The organism is Caulobacter sp. GW821-FHT10E02 (assembly GCF_059415225.1).
Map to the genome: position 1 here is coordinate 123,601 of NZ_JBWKMV010000002.1, position 15,280 is coordinate 138,880.

Consider the following 15,280-nt stretch of genomic DNA (forward strand, 5'->3'; position numbering starts at 1 on the left):
CTAGACCGCCTCCACCCCGAACTGCAGGCTGGCCAGGCGGGCGTAAAGCCCGCCCTTGGCGAAGAGCTCGGCGTGCGTGCCTTGCTCGACCACGCGGCCCTCCTCCATGACCACGATGCGGTCGGCCTTCAGCACGGTGGCCAGGCGGTGGGCGATCACGAGCGTGGTGCGGCCTTCCATGGCCGCAGCGAGGGCCTGCTGGACCAGGCGCTCGCTCTCGGCGTCCAGGGCGCTGGTGGCCTCGTCCAGCAACAGGATCGGGGCCTGGCGAACCAGGGCGCGGGCGATGGCTAGGCGCTGGCGCTGACCACCCGACAGGGTCTTGGCGCGCTCGCCGACCGGGGTGTCGAAGCCCTGCGGCAGGGCCGACAGGAAGCCGGCGGCCTGGGCGGCCTCGGCGGCGGCGTGGACCTCGGCCTCGGTGGCGTCGGCGCGGCCGAAGCGGATGTTGTCCATGGCCGAGCCGGAGAACAGCGGCGAGTCCTGGGCGACCAGCGCCATGCGCTCGCGCACCTCCGACGGCTCGGCGTCGCGCAGGTCGACGCCGTCCAGGCGGATGCCGCCGCTTTGCGGGTCGTAGAAGCGCAGGAGAAGCCGCAGGACGGTGCTCTTGCCCGCGCCCGAGGGTCCGACCAGCGCCACGGTCTCGCCAGGCTTCACGGAAAGATCAAAGCCGTTCAGGGCCGGCAGGTCCGGACGGCCCGGATAGGCGAAGACCACGTTGTCGAAGGCGATCGCGCCCTGGGCCGGGACCGGCAGGGTCTTGGGCGCGGGCGGCGCGGCGATGTCGGGCTGAGCGTTCAGCAGCTCGGAGATGCGGTCCATGGCGCCGGAAGCCTTCTGGACATCGCCCCAGACCTCGCCCAGGGCCCCGATCGCGCCGGCGGCCATCACCGCCAGCATGGCGAACTGGGCCAGGGTGCCGCCGGTCATCTCGCCGGCCATGACCAGGCGCGCGCCGGTCCACAGCAACAGGGTGATCCCGCCGAAGGCCAGGGTGATGACCATGCCGGTCATGCTGGCCCGGGTGACGATGCGACGGACCGAGGCCTTATAGGCTTCCTCCACTGCCCCGCCGAAGCGCGCCGAGGAGGCCGTCTCGCGCCCGAACGCCTGCACCGTCTCCAGGGCGTCCAGGCTCTCGCCGGCATAGCCGACGGCGTCGGCGAAGCGGTCCTGGGCGGTGACGGTCAGCTTGCGCACGCGGCGGCCGACCAGGAACATCGGGGCCAGGATCACCGGCACCATCAGCACGATGAAGCCCGCCAGCTTGGGCGAGACCACCGCCATGTAGCCGAGGCCGCCCACGAGGCTGAGGATATTGCGCAGGGCGATCGAGGCCGAGGCCCCGACCAGCTGCTCGATCAGCGAGACGTCGGTGGTCAGGCGCGACAGCACCTCGCCCGTGCGGGTCTTGAGGAAATACTGCTGGTCCAGGGTCAGGGTGTGGCCATAGAGCGCACGGCGCACGTCCGCCACGACCCGCTCGCCCAGGCGGGTGATGAAGAAGAATCGGCAGGCGGTGGCGATCGCCAGCACCAGGGCCACGGCGCCCAGGCCGATGAAGGCGCTGTTGATCTCGCTGCCCGCGCCCTTGGCGAAGCCGTGGTCGATCACCTCCTTGAAGGCCGCCGTCAGGCCCAGGGTCGCGCCGGTCGAGAACAGCAGGAAGAAGGCCGCCGCCAGCCCGTCGCCCTTGTGGGCCTTGACGAAAGGCAGCAGGTGGGCGAGCGGACGGATGTCCTTGCGGCGGGGTCGGCGGGCCTTGGCCTCGGCCATGCCCTGGACCAATTCGGCCCCCGCGCCGGGGCGGCCTTCGGCCATCTGGTCGCCGCCGTTCGCGTCAGTCATCAACAGTCCCTTGCCAAAATCGCGCGGGTTCTTTATAGCCGCCCGTCTTCGAGGGCCACCCCGCGCGTGTGGGAATGGCGCTTACCCCAATTCACACTCGCCGGCTTAGTCGGACTGGATCGCCGCCATGAAACAAGACATTCACCCCGACTACCACTTCATCACCGTCACCCTGACGGATGGCTCGAACTATCAAACCCGTTCGACCTACGGCAAGGAAGGCGCGACGCTCGCGCTCGACATCGACCCGCGCACCCACCCGGCGTGGACCGGCGGCAACGCCCAGATGCTGGACCGTGGCGGTCGCGTTTCGCGCTTCAACGCCAAGTTCGCTGGCTTCACCGCCAAGAAGTAAGAAGCTTCCAGCTTCTCGCCGTAAGGGCGACGAAAAGCCGGTTCCGCGTTCGCGGGCCGGCTTTTTCTGTATCTGGGGCGCTCCTCAGTCTTCCCCGTCCTCCGGATCGTACGGATCATCCCCCCGGTCCTGCATCAGGTCCGTCGCGACGAAGTCCAGCGCGTCCTCGGCGTCGGTGAAGCTCAGCTCCGACACCGTCTGGTCGCGCACCGAGATTCCCGCCTTGTGGGTGCTGTCCGGGTCGCCGGTGATCAGCGGGTGCCAGCGCGGCAGGTCCTTGCCCTCGTGGATCCGGCGATAGCCGCAGGAGCGGGGCATCCACTCCAGGTCCTCGATGTTGTGGGGCGTCAATTTGATGCAGTCCGGCACCGTCTTCTTGCGGTTCGGATAGTCCTTGCAGCGGCAGAGATGCTCGTCGAACAGCTGGCAGTGCACCCGCGTGGGGATGATTTCGCCGGTATCTTCGTCTTCGAAGCGAACGAGGCAGCAAAGGCCGCACCCATCGCATAGGCTCTCCCACTCGGAGACAGTCATCTCGGGAAGCGTCTTCGTTTCCCAGAAAGGTTTGCGTGGCGTCATGGCGCCGTCCTAAACCCGATTTACCCGGCGACCAAACAGAGCCTGACTCAAGACCGTGAACGACTGGACCCTTCCGCCGTACAAGTTCGACGACAAGGACCCGTCCAAGCGCAGGGCGGAGCCGGCCAGTGGCGCGCCGCCGCAGCCGCCTCATGACCCGTGGGCGCAGCAGGAGCCGTTGAAGGACCCCTTCCAGCTCTCGCCCGCCGCCCCGCCGCCCTACCAGCCTCCGCCGCCGCCCGTTCCGCCGCCGGAAGAGCCCTTCCGCGCCGACCTCAAGCATCGCGCCGCCAAGAAGAAGGCCCGCAAGTGGGGCTGGATCTGGGGCGTGCTGCTGGTCTCGTTCCTGATCGGCGTGCTCGCGGCCGGCGGTGGCGCGGCCTATGTCTGGTACAAGTACCTCAAGGACACCCCGCCCCTGCCCTCGCGCGCGGCGCTGTTCGCCGTCAACCGCGCGCCCGGCATCCGCTTCGAGGACCGCAACGGCCAGGTGATCGCCACGCGCGGCCCGCGCTATGGCCAGCGCATCACCCTGGGCGGCGTGCCCAACTACGTGCCCCAGGCCTTCATGGCGGCCGAGGACCGGCGCTTCTACCAGCACGGGGCCATCGACCTGCAAGGCATCGGCCGGGCCGCCTGGACCAACTGGCGGGCCGGCAAGACCCGCCAGGGCGCCTCGACCCTGACCCAGCAGCTGGCCAAGGGCCTGTTCCTGACGCCGGATCGGGTGGTCAAGCGCAAGCTCCAGGAGATGCTGCTGGCCTACAAGCTGGAGCAGGTGCTCTCCAAGGACGAGATCCTCGAGCTCTATCTGAACCGCATCTATTTCGGGGCCGGCACCTATGGCGTCGACGGCGCGTCCCAGACCTATTTCGGCAAGCCCGCCAGCCAGCTGACCCTGTCGGAGGCGGCCCTACTGGCCAGTCTCCCTAAGGCGCCTTCGCGCCTCGCCTTGACCAACGACATGGAGCGCGCCCTGGCCCGCTCGCGCCTGATCCTGGCCAATATGCGCAAGGAGGGCTGGATCACCGCCGAGCAGGAAAGCCGCGCCCTGGACGACACCCCGCGCCTGTCGCCGATGGCCCTGCAGGACGAAGGCGACTACGGTTGGGTGCTGGACTACGCCACCACCGAGGCCGTGAAGATCGCCGGCCAGAACGCGCCGGACCTGATCGTGCGCCTGACCATCGACCCGCTGCTGCAACGCGAGGGCGCCGAGGTCGTGCGCCAGACCATGGCCACCGAGGCCACGCGCTCGGGCGCTCACCAGGCCGCGCTGCTGTCGCTGTCCACCGAAGGGGCCATCCGGGCCATGGTCGGCGGGACCAGCTACAGCGAAAGCCCCTTCAACCGCGCCGTCCAGGCCCGTCGCCAGCCGGGCTCGACCTTCAAGCCGTTCGTCTATGCCGCCGCCGTCGAGAAGGGCGTGCTACCCACCGACATTCGCGTCGACGAGCCGGTGAAGTTCGGCGACTGGGCGCCGGAGAACTACAGCGGCGGCTATCGCGGTCCGATGACCGTCGAGAAGGCGCTGATCAACTCGATCAACACCGTCGCCGTGAAGCTGGGCCAGGAGGCCGGCGGTCCGGCGATCGGCGACCTGGTGCGCCGCTTCGGCATCACCTCGCTGCCGCCCGTGCCCGACCTGTCGGTGGCCCTGGGCTCGTACGAGGTGAACCTGCTGCAGCTGACCTCGGGCTTCCAGGTCTTCCAGCAGGGCGGCGTCCGGGTCGAGCCCTATGTCATCGAGACCGTCACCACCCAGGACGGCCAGCCCCTCTTCCAGCACCAGCCGCCACAGGCCGAGCGCCGCGTCTACGACGTCGGTCACGCCAGCATCATGGTCAAGATGATGAAGAAGGTCGTCACCCAAGGCACGGCCCAGCGCGCCGCCTTCGGCCGCCCGGCGGCCGGCAAGACCGGCACCAGCCAGAACTGGCGCGACGCCTGGTTCGTCGGCTTCACGCCGGACTACGTGACCGGCGTCTGGGTCGGCAACGACGACGAGAAGCCGATGAACAAGGTGGTCGGCGGCGACATCCCGGCCAGCATCTGGCGTCGCTTCATGATGACCGCTCACCAGACCCTGGCGGTGCGGGATTTCGCGTGGTTGCTGCCCGATCCGGCGCCGCAGACGACGCCCGACCCGCGCAATGGGTACTACGAGACGCTGTCGGCGGAATTCGCGCGGGCGGCCTCGGAGCTGGATGCGGCGGCGAAGGCGGCGGAGACCATGGCGCCGTCGGGTGGTCCCGCGCAGCCCCCACCGGCGCAGCTGCCTTACTGATCCCTTCTCCCCTTGCGGGAGAAGGTGGCCCGAAGGGCAGGATGAGGGGTCGATAAACGCAAAACGCCGCGACCGGCCCATCGGCTGTCGCGGCGTTTCTGTTCGTGCAACCCCTCACCCGACCCCGGCTTCCGCCGGGGCCACCCTTTCCCGCAAGGGGAGAGGGAAACTGGGGCCTACTTGTAAGCCGTCAACGACGTCGGCCTATCACCCACCTTCGTCGCCCAGGTCTTGTTCGGCGTGGCGCTCATCGTGAAGACCAACTCGCCGCCGGCCACGATCTCGTCGTGCTTGAGGTACGCCCTCGTCAGTGGCTTGCCGTTCAGGGTCACCTTCGAGACGTACGTCTTGTCGTCGGCCATCCCCTCGGCGCGCACCACGAACCGCTTGCCGTTGGGCAGGTTCAGGGCCGCGCGATCCACGAACGGCCGGCCGATGGCGTACTCGTTCGACGCCGGGGTCACCGGGTAGAAGCCCAGCGATGTGAACATCAGCCAGGCCGACATCTGGCCGAGATCGTCATTGCCCGACAGGCCCTCGGGCGTGGGCTTGTACTGGGTCTTGATGATCTGGGCCAAGCGCGCCTGGGTGCGCCACGGGGCGCCGGCGTAGTTGTACATATAGGCCACGTGGTGGCTGGGCTCGTTGCCGTGGATGTACTGGCCGATCAGGCCGGCGATGTCCTCGGCGTGGCTGTAGTCGATCTTCGAGTTGTCGAAGTCGAACATGGCGTCCAGCTTCTTGACCGTCGCGGCGTCGCCGCCCAGCGTCTTGACGATCCCGCCCAGGTCCTGCGGCGCGAACCAGGAATATTGCCAGGCGTTGCCCTCGGTATAGTCCGAGCCGTAGTTGATGGCGGTCGGGTTGAAGGGCTCGCGATAGGTCCCGTCGCTCTTGCGGGCCCGCAGGAAGCCGGTCTTCACATCGAAGCTATTGCGCCAGTAGGACGCCCGCTTCTCGAAGGTCTTGGCCACGTCGGCCTGGCCCATGTCCTTGGCCATCTGGACGATGGTCCAGTCGTCATAGGCGTATTCGACGGTCTTGGAGGCGGCTTCCGGCTCCTTGTCGATCGGCGCGTAGCCGAGCTTCATGTAGTCGCCGAGACCGCCATACGGGGCGTAGGTCGCGCTCTTGACCATGGCGTCCAGGGCCGCCTTGCCGTCATAGCCGCGGATGCCCTTCATCCAGGCGTCGGCGATGACCGGCACGGCGTGGTAGCCGATCATCGTCCAGGTTTCCTGGCCGTGGAACTGCCAGACCGGCAGGATGCCGTACGGGCTCTCCTTCTGCGAGGCGATCAGCGAGTTGACCACGTCGTTGGTGTAGTCGGCCGGCTGGATCAGGGTCAGCAGCGGATGCTCGGCCCGGAAGGTGTCCCACAGCGAGAAGGTCGAGTGGAAGGTGAACGGGCGCCCGTCCAGCTTGCCCTCATGCACCTGATCGTCGGGACCCCGGTAGCGGCCGTCGGCGTCGGCATAGACACTGGGGGCCAGCAGGGTGTGGTAGAGCGCCGTGTAGAGCGTCTTCTTCATCGGGGCCGGGGCCTCGATGTCGACAGCCCCCAGAGCCTTCTCCCAGGCGGTCTTGGCGCGGGCGCGCTGGGCGTCGAAGTCGAAGCCCGGCTCGTCGCTGGCGAGGTTGGCGATCGCCCCGTCCTCGCTGGTCGACGACAGCGCCACCTTCACGGTCAATGGGCCGTCGATCTTGCCGAAGTCGAACACGCCGACCAGGCCACGGCCCTGGACCTGGGCGCGGTCTTCCGGCGTGCGGCCCGGCTGGGCGAAGCCGTTATAGGGCACGTCCTTCTCGGTGTTGCGGAACGACTGGCCGACCAGCGGACGGTCGAATTTGATGGCGAAGAACAGCTTGCGGCCCGGGGCCCAGCCGCGCGTCTCGCGATAGCCGGTGACCACGCCGTCCGGCGACACCCGCAGGCGCGACCACAGCACCTTGCCCGGATAGTTGTAGATCGAGCTGCGCAGGTCGATCAGCACCTGGGCGCGGTCGCCCTTCTGGAAGGTGTAGCGGTGCAGGCCGGTGCGCAGGCCCGCGGTCAGCTCGGCGCGCACGCGGCTGTCGCTGAGGGTGACGGCGTAGTAGCCCGGCTGGGCGACCTCGGTGTCGTGGCTGTAGCGCGAGCGGTAGCCCGAGCCCGGCTTGTCGACCTCGCCCGGCTCCAGCTTGGCCTCGCCGCTGACCGGGGTCAGCAGGATGTCGCCGAGGTCGGAGTGTCCCGCGCCCGAGAAGTGGGTGTGCGAGAAGCCCAGGATCGTCGGGTCGCCGAAGCGATAGCCGGCGGCCCGGGCATAGCTCTGCTTGAACGGCAGGATGTCCGTGTCGGGGCTCAGCTGCACCATCCCGAACGGCACGACCGCGCCGGGGAAGGTGTGGCCATCGCCGCCGGTGCCGATGAAGGGATCGACGGAGTCGTAGGCTGATGTGGTCTGGGCCAGGACGGGCGTCGCCGCCAGGATGGAAAGGCTGGCGAGCAGGGCGAGGCGCAGACGCATTTAGGGTAACTCCGCAACTTGAGCGGAGGGCACCCTATCGGCTAGGCGGCCGTGTTCAAGGCTCGATCCACGGCCGCCATCGCGTGCAGGGTCGTGGTGTCGAACACCGGGACCGGACTATCGGCCTGGGAGATCAGCAGCATGATCTCGGTACAGCCCAGGATGATCGCCTGGGCGCCGCGTTCGACCAGCCGGCCGATCACCGCCTTGTAGGCCTCGCGCGAAGCGTCCAGCACCTGACCGGTGACCAGTTCCTCGTAGATGATCCGGTGCACGACGGCGCGGTCGTCGGCGTCGGGGGTCAGGACCTCCAGGCCGTGCTTCTTCTCCAGGCGGCCGCGATAGAAGTCGTGCTCCATGGTGAAGGCCGTGCCCAGCAGACCGACGGTCGAGAGACCCGCCGCCTTGATCGCCTCGCCCGTCGGATCGGCGATGTGCAGTAGCGGGATCTTCACCGCCGCCTCGATGGCGTCGGCCTCGCGGTGCATGGTGTTGGTGCAGAGGACCAGGAAGTCGGCGCCACCGGCCTCCAGCGCCCGGGCGGCGTCGGCCAGGCGGCGCGACAGCTCGGGCCAGCGGCCGGCATGCTGCAGGTGCTCGATCTCGGCGAAGTCGAATGACCACATCAGGGTCCGGGCCGAGGCCACGCCGCCCACCCGGTCGCGCACCGCCTCGTTGATCAGCCGATAGTACTGGGCCGAGCTTTCCCAGCTCATGCCGCCGATCAATCCTATGAGCGCCTGTTCGTTCATGCCGTCCTCCGTCGGAGACGGTCCTAGAGAGCCCGGCGCGGGGTTACAACACCTCCCGCCGCGCCAGGTGGGCGATGGCCACGGCCAGGGCGACCAGACCCAGGCCACAGCCCAGCGCCAGGGCGGTCTCGACCCGCCAGGCCTCCTTGGCCAGCATGTTGACCGGCATCTGCCAGGGGAAGAACACCCCCTCCTTGGCCGAGGTCGCCACCACCGAGAAGAAGGTCCCGCCGATGCCGATCGCCAGGGCCGGCACGAAGCTGGAAAAGCGCAGGGCGGTCCACAGCTGGATGGCGGTCAGCAGGATCGCGGCGGCGACCACCTTGAGATTGACAGCCAGCAGTCCGATCCAGTCGAGCGCGCCGGTCGGGGCGACGGCCGGCTTGATCGTCGCCGCCGCCGAGATCGCGCCCCAGGCCAGCAGCAGGTTTAGCCCCGTCATGACCGTCACCAACGCGACCACGCAGAACGCCTTGGCGGCATAGATCCGCCATCTCGGCACGGGCAGGGCCCGCAGGTGGTCCCAGGCGCGCGGGCCGTGCTCCATGTGCGCGACCAGGGCGGTCAGGGCCGTCACGCTCATCGGCAGCATGAAATAGGCCCAGACGCCGGTGGCCATCTGCATCCACTGCGCCCAGGGCCTTGGCTGGCCGCCGCGCAGCAGCATGAAGAAACCGAAGGCGGCGATCAGCGACGGCGCGGCCAGGGCCAGGACGGCGGCCAGCGAGCGGTTCAGCTTGCGGATTTCGACGGACAGGACGGCGAGCATCAGGCGGCCTCTTGCTGGCGTTGGGGAGCGGTGGCGACGCGGCGGTAGATGTCCTCCAGCGACTGGGCGCGGGGACCGATGGCGAAGACGGGGACGGCGGCCTCGACCAGCAGGGCGGTGAGCCCGGCCACGGCCGGATCGACGGCGTCGCCGGGGTCCAGGGCCACGGTCAGGCTGTCGGCAGCGCGGACGTCCAGGCCGTGGCCGCGCAGCAGCGCCGCTGCCCGCCCGTCGTCGCCGGTGCGCAAGCTGATCTCCGGCGCCAGGTCGGCCTTCAGCCGCGACAGCCGGCCCTCCAGCACCAGCCGCCCGTCATTGACCACGCCGACATGGGTGGCGGTCTGCTCGATCTCGCCCAGCAGGTGGCTGGACAGCAGCACGGTCGCGCCGGTGCGCTCGGGCAGGCTCTTGAGGAACCGGCGCATGTCGGCGATGCCGTCGGGGTCGAGGCCGTTGGTCGGCTCGTCCAGCACCAGCACCGGCGGTGCGCCCAGCATCGCACGGGCCAGGCCCAGCCGCTGGCGCATGCCCAGCGAGTAGCCGGCGACCTTGCGGCCGGCGTCGGGGCGCATCTCGACCACCTCCAGCACCCGGTCGATCTCAGTCGCCGGACAGCCCAGCAGGGTCGCGGTCAGGGCCAGGTTCTCGCGGCCGGTCAGGTTGCCGTAGAAGCCGTGCGCCTCCAGCAGCGCCCCGATCTTGCGGGCCGCGCCGATGCGGTCGCGGGCGACGTCGACGCCGCAGACCCTGGCCACGCCCGAGGTCGGGCGGATCAGGCCCAGCACCATCTTCAACGTCGTGGTCTTGCCCGCGCCGTTGCGGCCCAGGAAGCCGTACACGGCCCGCTTGGGCACGGTCATGGAGACGCCGTCGACCGCCAGGCGCGGGCCGAAACGACGGGATAGGCCTTGGGTCTCGATGGCGGCTGACATGGTCGCGGCGCTCATTTCGTTTAAGTTAGATATAAAGTTGCGAAGCGATCGTCTTTAAGTCAAGATTAAAGATGAGACAGGTTGGGAGCCCGCCGTGAACGCCATCGACGCCCAGAAATTCCGCCGCATGTGCGGTCAGTTCCGCTGGCTGGCGGTGTTCATGGTGATCAGCGTTGGCCTGCTGCTGGCGCTGATGGCGTGGATCGCGCCGCTGCTGCTGATGGTCCTGCATCGGCCCACGGCGCCGAGCCCCGCCAAGGTGCTGGCCCTGACGATCCAGTACATCCCGGCCGCCTGCTACCTGTTCGGGGTGTGGTCGATCGGCCAGGCGCTGGGCGAGATCGCCAAGGGCCGGCTGATCCAGGCCGCCCTGCCCTCGGCCCTGCGCCGCGTCGGCCTGGCCCTGGGCGTCGGGGGCGTGGCCAGCGTCTTCGTGGTCATCAACCTGATGCGGCTGGTCGGGGCGGACAAGCGCAGCTATCTGAACTTCGACGTGGCCGGCATGACGCTGGGCATGATCGGCGGCGCCCTGTTCCTGCTGGGCCGCGTGATGGACCAGGCCCTGGCGGCGCAGGCCGAACTCGACGAGATGATCTGATGCCCGTTCGCGTCACCCTGGACGCCCTGATCGTCGCCAAGGGCCTCAAAGCCCGCGACCTGGCCCAGGAGGTCGGCCTCAGCGAGACCCAGCTCTCCCTGTTCCGCTCGGGCAAGGTCAAGGGCATCCGCTTCCGAACCCTGGCCCGGCTGTGCGCGGCGCTGGGCTGCAAGCCGGGCGACCTGCTGGACTACGACTTCGACGCCGCCGACCTGGTCGGCGCGGACGACGAGGGCGACTAGGATTTTTGGGGCGCGTCCTGGCCCCACATCTGCGTCGGGCCGGCTGCGTCCATCGGCGGCGGCAGGTAGACCATCTTGAGGAACCGCGAGCCCAGCCGCGCCGCCACGGCCTGCGATGCCAGGTTCTCCGGGTGGATCATGTGGGCGACCGTGGTCCAGCCCAGGGTCCCGAACGCGAAGTCGATGCTCGCCCGCGCCGCCTCGGTGGCGTAGCCCTGGCCCCAGGCCGAGCGATGCAGCATCCAGCCGACCTCCCGCTCGGGCCAGCCTTCCGGCTGCCAGGGACCTGAGCGGCCGACCCAGCGGCCCGTGGCCTTCTCGATCAGCGAGAAGGTCCCAAAGCCCCGCAAAGGCCACATGCCGACCACCTGGGCCAGGGTCCGCCAAGCGATGCTGCGCGGCATGGCCCCGCCCAGATAGCGCATGCATTCGGGATCGCCATGGAACTCGGCCCAGCCGGCGTCGAAGTCCTCCTGGATCGGAACCCGCAGGATCAGGCGTTCGGTTTCGAGCGTCGGGAACACGGTCATCCCTCAAGGCCAAGGTTCGTTGCTCGACCTTAGGTGTTTCCCGGCGACCGCCAAGCCCGGACAAATTGCGACAGAAATTTTTCAGACACATTGGCGGGCGAAGCCGACGCATACGCCCTTCCCGGCAAGGCTCACTCAAGGCTCACGTGATGTCGTTCGTGCTCTCCCTGGTCGCCGCGGCTGCCCTGCAAGCGGCCGCGCCCGCTGCCCCCGCCGTCCACGGCTACAACGCCCTGGCCCTCGCCCCCGGCGGCAAGCGCCTGGCCGCCGTCGAAAGCGCCGAGGTCGTCGGCGCCCAGTCCGACAGCCGCGCCGCCGTCGTCATCCGCTCGGCCAAGGGCGAGGTCACGGGCCGCTTCGATCCCTGCGACACCTGCCGCTACGCTGGCCCCGCCTGGTCGGCCGACGGCCAGAAGCTGGCCTTCATCGGCTCGGACATGAAGGCCGGGACGGCGACCCTGTTCGTGGTCGAGGGCGACAAGACCCGCACCGTCACGACCGTGACCGGCGTGGCCAGCACCGCGCGCTGGGCCCCGGACGGCCAGTCGATCGCCATGCTCGCCACGGTCGGCGCCCGCAAGCAGACCGGCGCCACCCAGGCCGGCGTCCGTCAGGTCGGCGAGATCGGCGTCGCCGGCGCGATCGACGAGCAGCGCATCGCCGTGGTCCCGACCGCCGGCGGCGAGCTGAAGTTCGCCTCGCCCGACGACACCTTCGTCTACGAGTACGACTGGACCCCGGACTCCAAGGGCTTCGTCGGCACGGCCGCCAAGGGCGACGGCGACAACAACTGGTGGGTCGCCAGCCTGCAGGCCTTCGGCGTCGACGGCGCAAGCCGCGTGATCGCCGCGCCCAAGCTGCAGTTGAACGCCCCGCGCGTGTCGCCGGACGGCAAGTCGGTGGCCTTCATCGGCGGCCTGATGAGCGACTTCGGCGCGGTCGGCGGCGACGTCTGGACCGTGCCGTTCACCGGAGGAGCGCCGACCAACCTGACCGAGGGCTACAAGGGCACCTTCACCAGCCTGGACTGGACCGCCAAGGGCCCGATGGCCTCGGCCATCCTGGGCGGTGACAGCGCCATCGCCCGCATCGACCCGGCCGGCGGCGCCAAGGTCACCATCATGGCGCGCGGCGAGGTCAGCTATTCGGCCGGCGACGGCCGCGTCTCGTTCGACCCAAGCGGCAAGCTGGCCGCCACGGTCGTCGACTCGTTCGCCAAGGCCCCGCAGGTGCTGCTGGGCGCGCCCGAGGCCCTCAAACCCATCACCCACGACAACGACGCCCTGACCGCCACCTATATCGGCAAGAGCGTCACCTGGAAGAACGAGGGCTTCGACGTCCAGGGCTGGCTGCAGGCCCCCGCCAAGGTCGAGCCGGGCAAGACCTATCCGATGGTGGTCATCGTCCACGGCGGCCCGTCCTCGGCCGTGACCTCGCGCTACGGCTCCAGCGGCACGGTCTATGACCTGCTGAAGGCCGGCTACTACGTGTTCCAGCCCAATCCGCGCGGCAGCTTCGGCCAGGGCGAGGCCTTCAAGACCTCCAACCGCCGCGACTTCGGCGGCGGCGACCTGCGCGACATCCTCGCGGGCGTCGATGCCGTCGAGAAGATCGCCCCGGTCGACGACAAGCGCCTAGGCGTCTTCGGCCACAGCTACGGCGGCTACATGACCATGTGGACGGTGACCCACAGCCAGCGCTTCAAGGCCGCGGTGGCCGGGGCCGGCATCGCCAACTGGATCAGCTATTACGGCCAGAACGGCATCGACCAGTGGATGGTCCCGTTCTTCGGCGACACCGCCTACAACGACCCGGCGATCTACGACCAGCTGTCGCCGATCCGCACGATCAAGGCCGCCAAGACCCCGACCTTCATCTATGTCGGCGAACGCGACGTCGAGACCCCGGCGGCCCAGTCGATGGAGTTCTGGCACGGCCTGAAGGCCATGGGCGTGGAGACTTCGCTGGTGATCTACCAGGACGAAGGCCACGGCATCCGCCAGGCGAAGAACCGGACGGACCTGACGAACCGGATCGTGAGTTGGTTCAACACGCACCTGGGGTCGTAGAGGCTCACAGATCCTCCCCCGCGTTGCGGGGGAGGTGGCCCAGAGGGCCGGAGGGGGCGAGCTGGGCCTAGGCCGCGTTAGCCCCCTCAGTCGCTCCGCGACAGCTCCCCCGTATCACGGGGGAGCATCTTAGTCCCGCAGCGGCCTCAACCGGTTCACATGCCCCATCTTCCGCCCCGGCCGGGCTTCGCCCTTGCCGTAGAGGTGGACGCGGGTCTCGGGCTCGGCGGCCAGCTTGCGCCAGGCGTCGACGTCGGCGCCCAGCAGGTTGGTCATCTCGACATGGTGGTGCGGCGCGGTCGGACCCAGCGGCCAGCCGGCGACGGCGCGGATATGCTGTTCGAACTGGTCGACCTCGCAGCCGTCCTGGGTCCAGTGGCCGGTGTTGTGGACGCGCGGGGCGAACTCGTTGACCAGCAGCTTACCGCCGGCCAGCTCGAACAGCTCCACCCCGATCACCCCGACATAGTCGAGCGCGGTGAGGATCTTGATGGCGATGGTCTCGGCCTGGTCGCGGGTGGCGGTCGTGACCTTGGCCGGCGCGACGGTGCGCTTGAGCACGCCGCCCTCGTGGTGGTTTTCCGACAGCGGATAGCAGGCGATCTCGCCGTCGCGGCTGCGCGCGGCGATCACCGACAGCTCGCGGCCGAAGTCGGCCGGGGCTTCCAGGATGGCGGCGCGGCGGCCGATCTTCTCGAACGAGGCCTCGGCGTCGGACGCCTTCTGAATCCAGGCCTGGCCCTTGCCGTCATAGCCCTCGCGGCGGGTCTTCAGCAGCGACGGGGCGCCGATCTTGGCGACGGCGGCGGCTAGACTCTCGCTGTCCTGGACGGGGGCGAAGGCCACGGTGGGCACGCCGATCTCGGCCAGGAAGCTCTTCTCGACCACGCGGTCCTGGGCGGCGGCCAGGGCCTTGGCGCCGGGCGAGACCACCGCGCCGAGCGAAGCGAGCTCAGAAACCGTGTCGGCCGGGACGTTCTCGAACTCGTAGGTGACGACGTCGCAGGCCTCGGCCAGGCGCTTCAAGGCCCAGCGGTCGTCATAGGCGGCGACGATCTGGCGGGCGGCGACGCGACCGGCGGGCGAGTTCTCCTCCGGGTCCTGGATCACGACATCGAAGCCCAGGCGCGCGGCGGCCTGGGCCAGCATGCGGCCCAGCTGCCCCCCGCCGAGGATGCCGATGGTCGAACCGGGGACGAGGGGGAAGTCAGCCATGTGTGCTTAGTCCTCGACGCTCTCGGCGACGCTGTCGGTCTGGGCGGCGCGGAAGGCCGACAGACGCTGGTTCAGGGCCGGGTCCGACAGGGCCAGGATCTGGGCGGCCAGCAGGCCGGCGTTCTTGGCCCCAGCCTCGCCGATCGCCAGGGTCGCGACCGGGATGCCGCCCGGCATCTGGACGATCGAGAGCAGGCTATCGAGGCCGCTCAGCGCCTTGGACTGCACCGGCACGCCCAGCACCGGAAGATTGGTCATCGAGGCCGCCATGCCCGGCAGGTGGGCCGCGCCGCCGGCCCCGGCGATGATCACCTTGTAGCCGGCCGCTTCCGCGCCCGTGGCGAACTCGAACAGGCGCTGCGGGGTGCGGTGGGCCGAGACGACCTTGGCCTCGTAGGCCACGCCCAGGGCGTCCAGCGCATCGGCCGCGCCCTTCATGGTCGGCCAGTCCGAGCGGCTGCCCATGATGATGGCGACGGGCGGGGTGGTCGAAGTCATCGGCGTCGTCTCTTCTCGGCGAGCGTCGGAAAGCCGCCCCGTATGCGCCTCCGCCCGCTGCGGCAAGCCCAAAACGACACAAAACGTTCCGTG

Annotated in this window: 14 protein-coding genes; 5 read left to right on the forward strand and 9 right to left on the reverse strand. The window is 69.3% G+C overall.

Going from position 1 to position 15,280, the window contains the following annotated elements:
* Positions 1 to 1,854, reverse strand: a complete 1,854-nt coding sequence (locus AC07NI_RS10290) for an ABC transporter transmembrane domain-containing protein (RefSeq protein WP_494618640.1) — start codon at positions 1,852 to 1,854, stop codon at positions 1 to 3.
* Between the two features lie 124 nt (positions 1,855 to 1,978).
* Between AC07NI_RS10290 and rpmE the strand changes: the two genes are divergently transcribed.
* The gene (gene rpmE, locus AC07NI_RS10295; protein WP_454761430.1) at positions 1,979 to 2,206 is read left to right on the forward strand and encodes a 50S ribosomal protein L31; all 228 of its coding nucleotides are present in this window, start codon (positions 1,979 to 1,981) and stop codon (positions 2,204 to 2,206) included.
* Positions 2,207 to 2,290: 84 nt separating this feature from the next.
* On the opposite strand, the gene AC07NI_RS10300 is transcribed toward rpmE, so the two are convergent.
* Positions 2,291 to 2,785 (reverse strand): YcgN family cysteine cluster protein, encoded by a 495-nt coding sequence (locus AC07NI_RS10300; RefSeq protein WP_494618643.1) that lies wholly within the window; start codon positions 2,783 to 2,785, stop codon positions 2,291 to 2,293.
* Between the two features lie 55 nt (positions 2,786 to 2,840).
* Here AC07NI_RS10300 and pbpC point away from each other — a divergent pair, with 55 nt between their 5' ends.
* A complete protein-coding gene (gene pbpC / locus AC07NI_RS10305) occupies positions 2,841 to 5,072 on the forward strand; it encodes a multimodular transpeptidase-transglycosylase PbpC (protein WP_494618646.1) in 2,232 nt (743 codons plus the stop codon).
* 176 nt (positions 5,073 to 5,248) lie between these two features.
* Here pbpC and AC07NI_RS10310 read toward each other — a convergent pair whose 3' ends face one another.
* From AC07NI_RS10310 to AC07NI_RS10325, 4 genes are read right to left on the reverse strand one after another with little or no spacing between them, the layout of a single operon-like run.
* Positions 5,249 to 7,582 (reverse strand): GH92 family glycosyl hydrolase, encoded by a 2,334-nt coding sequence (locus tag AC07NI_RS10310; RefSeq protein ID WP_494618650.1) that lies wholly within the window; start codon positions 7,580 to 7,582, stop codon positions 5,249 to 5,251.
* Positions 7,583 to 7,623: 41 nt separating this feature from the next.
* Positions 7,624 to 8,334: an aspartate/glutamate racemase family protein gene (locus AC07NI_RS10315; RefSeq protein WP_494618655.1), complete on the reverse strand. Its 711-nt coding sequence runs from the start codon at positions 8,332 to 8,334 to the stop codon at positions 7,624 to 7,626.
* Between the two features lie 43 nt (positions 8,335 to 8,377).
* On the reverse strand, positions 8,378 to 9,103 hold the full coding sequence (locus AC07NI_RS10320) for an ABC transporter permease (RefSeq protein WP_494618658.1): 726 nt from the start codon (positions 9,101 to 9,103) through the stop codon (positions 8,378 to 8,380).
* Positions 9,103 to 10,035 (reverse strand): ABC transporter ATP-binding protein, encoded by a 933-nt coding sequence (locus AC07NI_RS10325; protein ID WP_494618661.1) that lies wholly within the window; start codon positions 10,033 to 10,035, stop codon positions 9,103 to 9,105. Before AC07NI_RS10325 ends, AC07NI_RS10320 begins: the two co-directional genes overlap by 1 nt.
* A 127-nt stretch (positions 10,036 to 10,162) precedes the next feature.
* Here AC07NI_RS10325 and AC07NI_RS10330 point away from each other — a divergent pair, with 127 nt between their 5' ends.
* Both AC07NI_RS10330 and AC07NI_RS10335 read left to right on the forward strand, forming a co-directional pair.
* Positions 10,163 to 10,633, forward strand: coding sequence for a DUF2975 domain-containing protein (locus AC07NI_RS10330; protein ID WP_494620495.1), 471 nt, complete (start codon positions 10,163 to 10,165; stop codon positions 10,631 to 10,633).
* Positions 10,633 to 10,875 carry a helix-turn-helix domain-containing protein gene (locus AC07NI_RS10335; RefSeq protein WP_494618663.1) on the forward strand — a complete coding sequence of 81 codons (243 nt, stop codon included), beginning with the start codon at positions 10,633 to 10,635 and terminating at the stop codon, positions 10,873 to 10,875. Before AC07NI_RS10330 ends, AC07NI_RS10335 begins: the two co-directional genes overlap by 1 nt.
* Here the strand turns inward: AC07NI_RS10335 and AC07NI_RS10340 are convergent.
* Complete coding sequence (locus tag AC07NI_RS10340; protein ID WP_494618665.1) at positions 10,872 to 11,405, reverse strand: GNAT family N-acetyltransferase; 534 nt, start codon at positions 11,403 to 11,405, stop codon at positions 10,872 to 10,874. The two genes, AC07NI_RS10335 and AC07NI_RS10340, sit on opposite strands and share 4 nt — an antisense overlap.
* Before the next feature lie 149 nt (positions 11,406 to 11,554).
* Between AC07NI_RS10340 and AC07NI_RS10345 the strand changes: the two genes are divergently transcribed.
* The gene (locus AC07NI_RS10345) at positions 11,555 to 13,474 is read left to right on the forward strand and encodes a S9 family peptidase (protein WP_494618667.1); all 1,920 of its coding nucleotides are present in this window, start codon (positions 11,555 to 11,557) and stop codon (positions 13,472 to 13,474) included.
* A gap of 129 nt (positions 13,475 to 13,603) precedes the next feature.
* Here AC07NI_RS10345 and AC07NI_RS10350 read toward each other — a convergent pair whose 3' ends face one another.
* A complete protein-coding gene (locus AC07NI_RS10350; protein WP_494618669.1) occupies positions 13,604 to 14,689 on the reverse strand; it encodes a 5-(carboxyamino)imidazole ribonucleotide synthase in 1,086 nt (361 codons plus the stop codon).
* 6 nt (positions 14,690 to 14,695) lie between these two features.
* On the reverse strand, positions 14,696 to 15,187 hold the full coding sequence (gene purE, locus AC07NI_RS10355) for a 5-(carboxyamino)imidazole ribonucleotide mutase (RefSeq protein ID WP_494618671.1): 492 nt from the start codon (positions 15,185 to 15,187) through the stop codon (positions 14,696 to 14,698).
* Between the last annotated feature and the right edge of the window lie 93 nt (positions 15,188 to 15,280).

Excerpts from the sequence above, each read along its gene's own strand:
- purE (WP_494618671.1), bottom strand. The coding sequence starts at position 15,187 with ATGACTTCGACCACCCCGCCCGTCGCCATCATCATGGGCAGCCGCTCG.
- AC07NI_RS10325 (WP_494618661.1), bottom strand. The coding sequence starts at position 10,035 with ATGTCAGCCGCCATCGAGACCCAAGGCCTATCCCGTCGTTTCGGCCCG.
- AC07NI_RS10310 (WP_494618650.1), bottom strand. The coding sequence starts at position 7,582 with ATGCGTCTGCGCCTCGCCCTGCTCGCCAGCCTTTCCATCCTGGCGGCG.
- AC07NI_RS10340 (WP_494618665.1), bottom strand. The coding sequence starts at position 11,405 with ATGACCGTGTTCCCGACGCTCGAAACCGAACGCCTGATCCTGCGGGTT.
- rpmE (WP_454761430.1), top strand. The coding sequence starts at position 1,979 with ATGAAACAAGACATTCACCCCGACTACCACTTCATCACCGTCACCCTG.
- AC07NI_RS10315 (WP_494618655.1), bottom strand. The coding sequence starts at position 8,334 with ATGAACGAACAGGCGCTCATAGGATTGATCGGCGGCATGAGCTGGGAA.
- AC07NI_RS10345 (WP_494618667.1), top strand. The coding sequence starts at position 11,555 with ATGTCGTTCGTGCTCTCCCTGGTCGCCGCGGCTGCCCTGCAAGCGGCC.
- AC07NI_RS10335 (WP_494618663.1), top strand. The coding sequence starts at position 10,633 with ATGCCCGTTCGCGTCACCCTGGACGCCCTGATCGTCGCCAAGGGCCTC.
- AC07NI_RS10300 (WP_494618643.1), bottom strand. The coding sequence starts at position 2,785 with ATGACGCCACGCAAACCTTTCTGGGAAACGAAGACGCTTCCCGAGATG.
- AC07NI_RS10350 (WP_494618669.1), bottom strand. The coding sequence starts at position 14,689 with ATGGCTGACTTCCCCCTCGTCCCCGGTTCGACCATCGGCATCCTCGGC.
- AC07NI_RS10320 (WP_494618658.1), bottom strand. The coding sequence starts at position 9,103 with ATGCTCGCCGTCCTGTCCGTCGAAATCCGCAAGCTGAACCGCTCGCTG.
- AC07NI_RS10330 (WP_494620495.1), top strand. The coding sequence starts at position 10,163 with ATGTGCGGTCAGTTCCGCTGGCTGGCGGTGTTCATGGTGATCAGCGTT.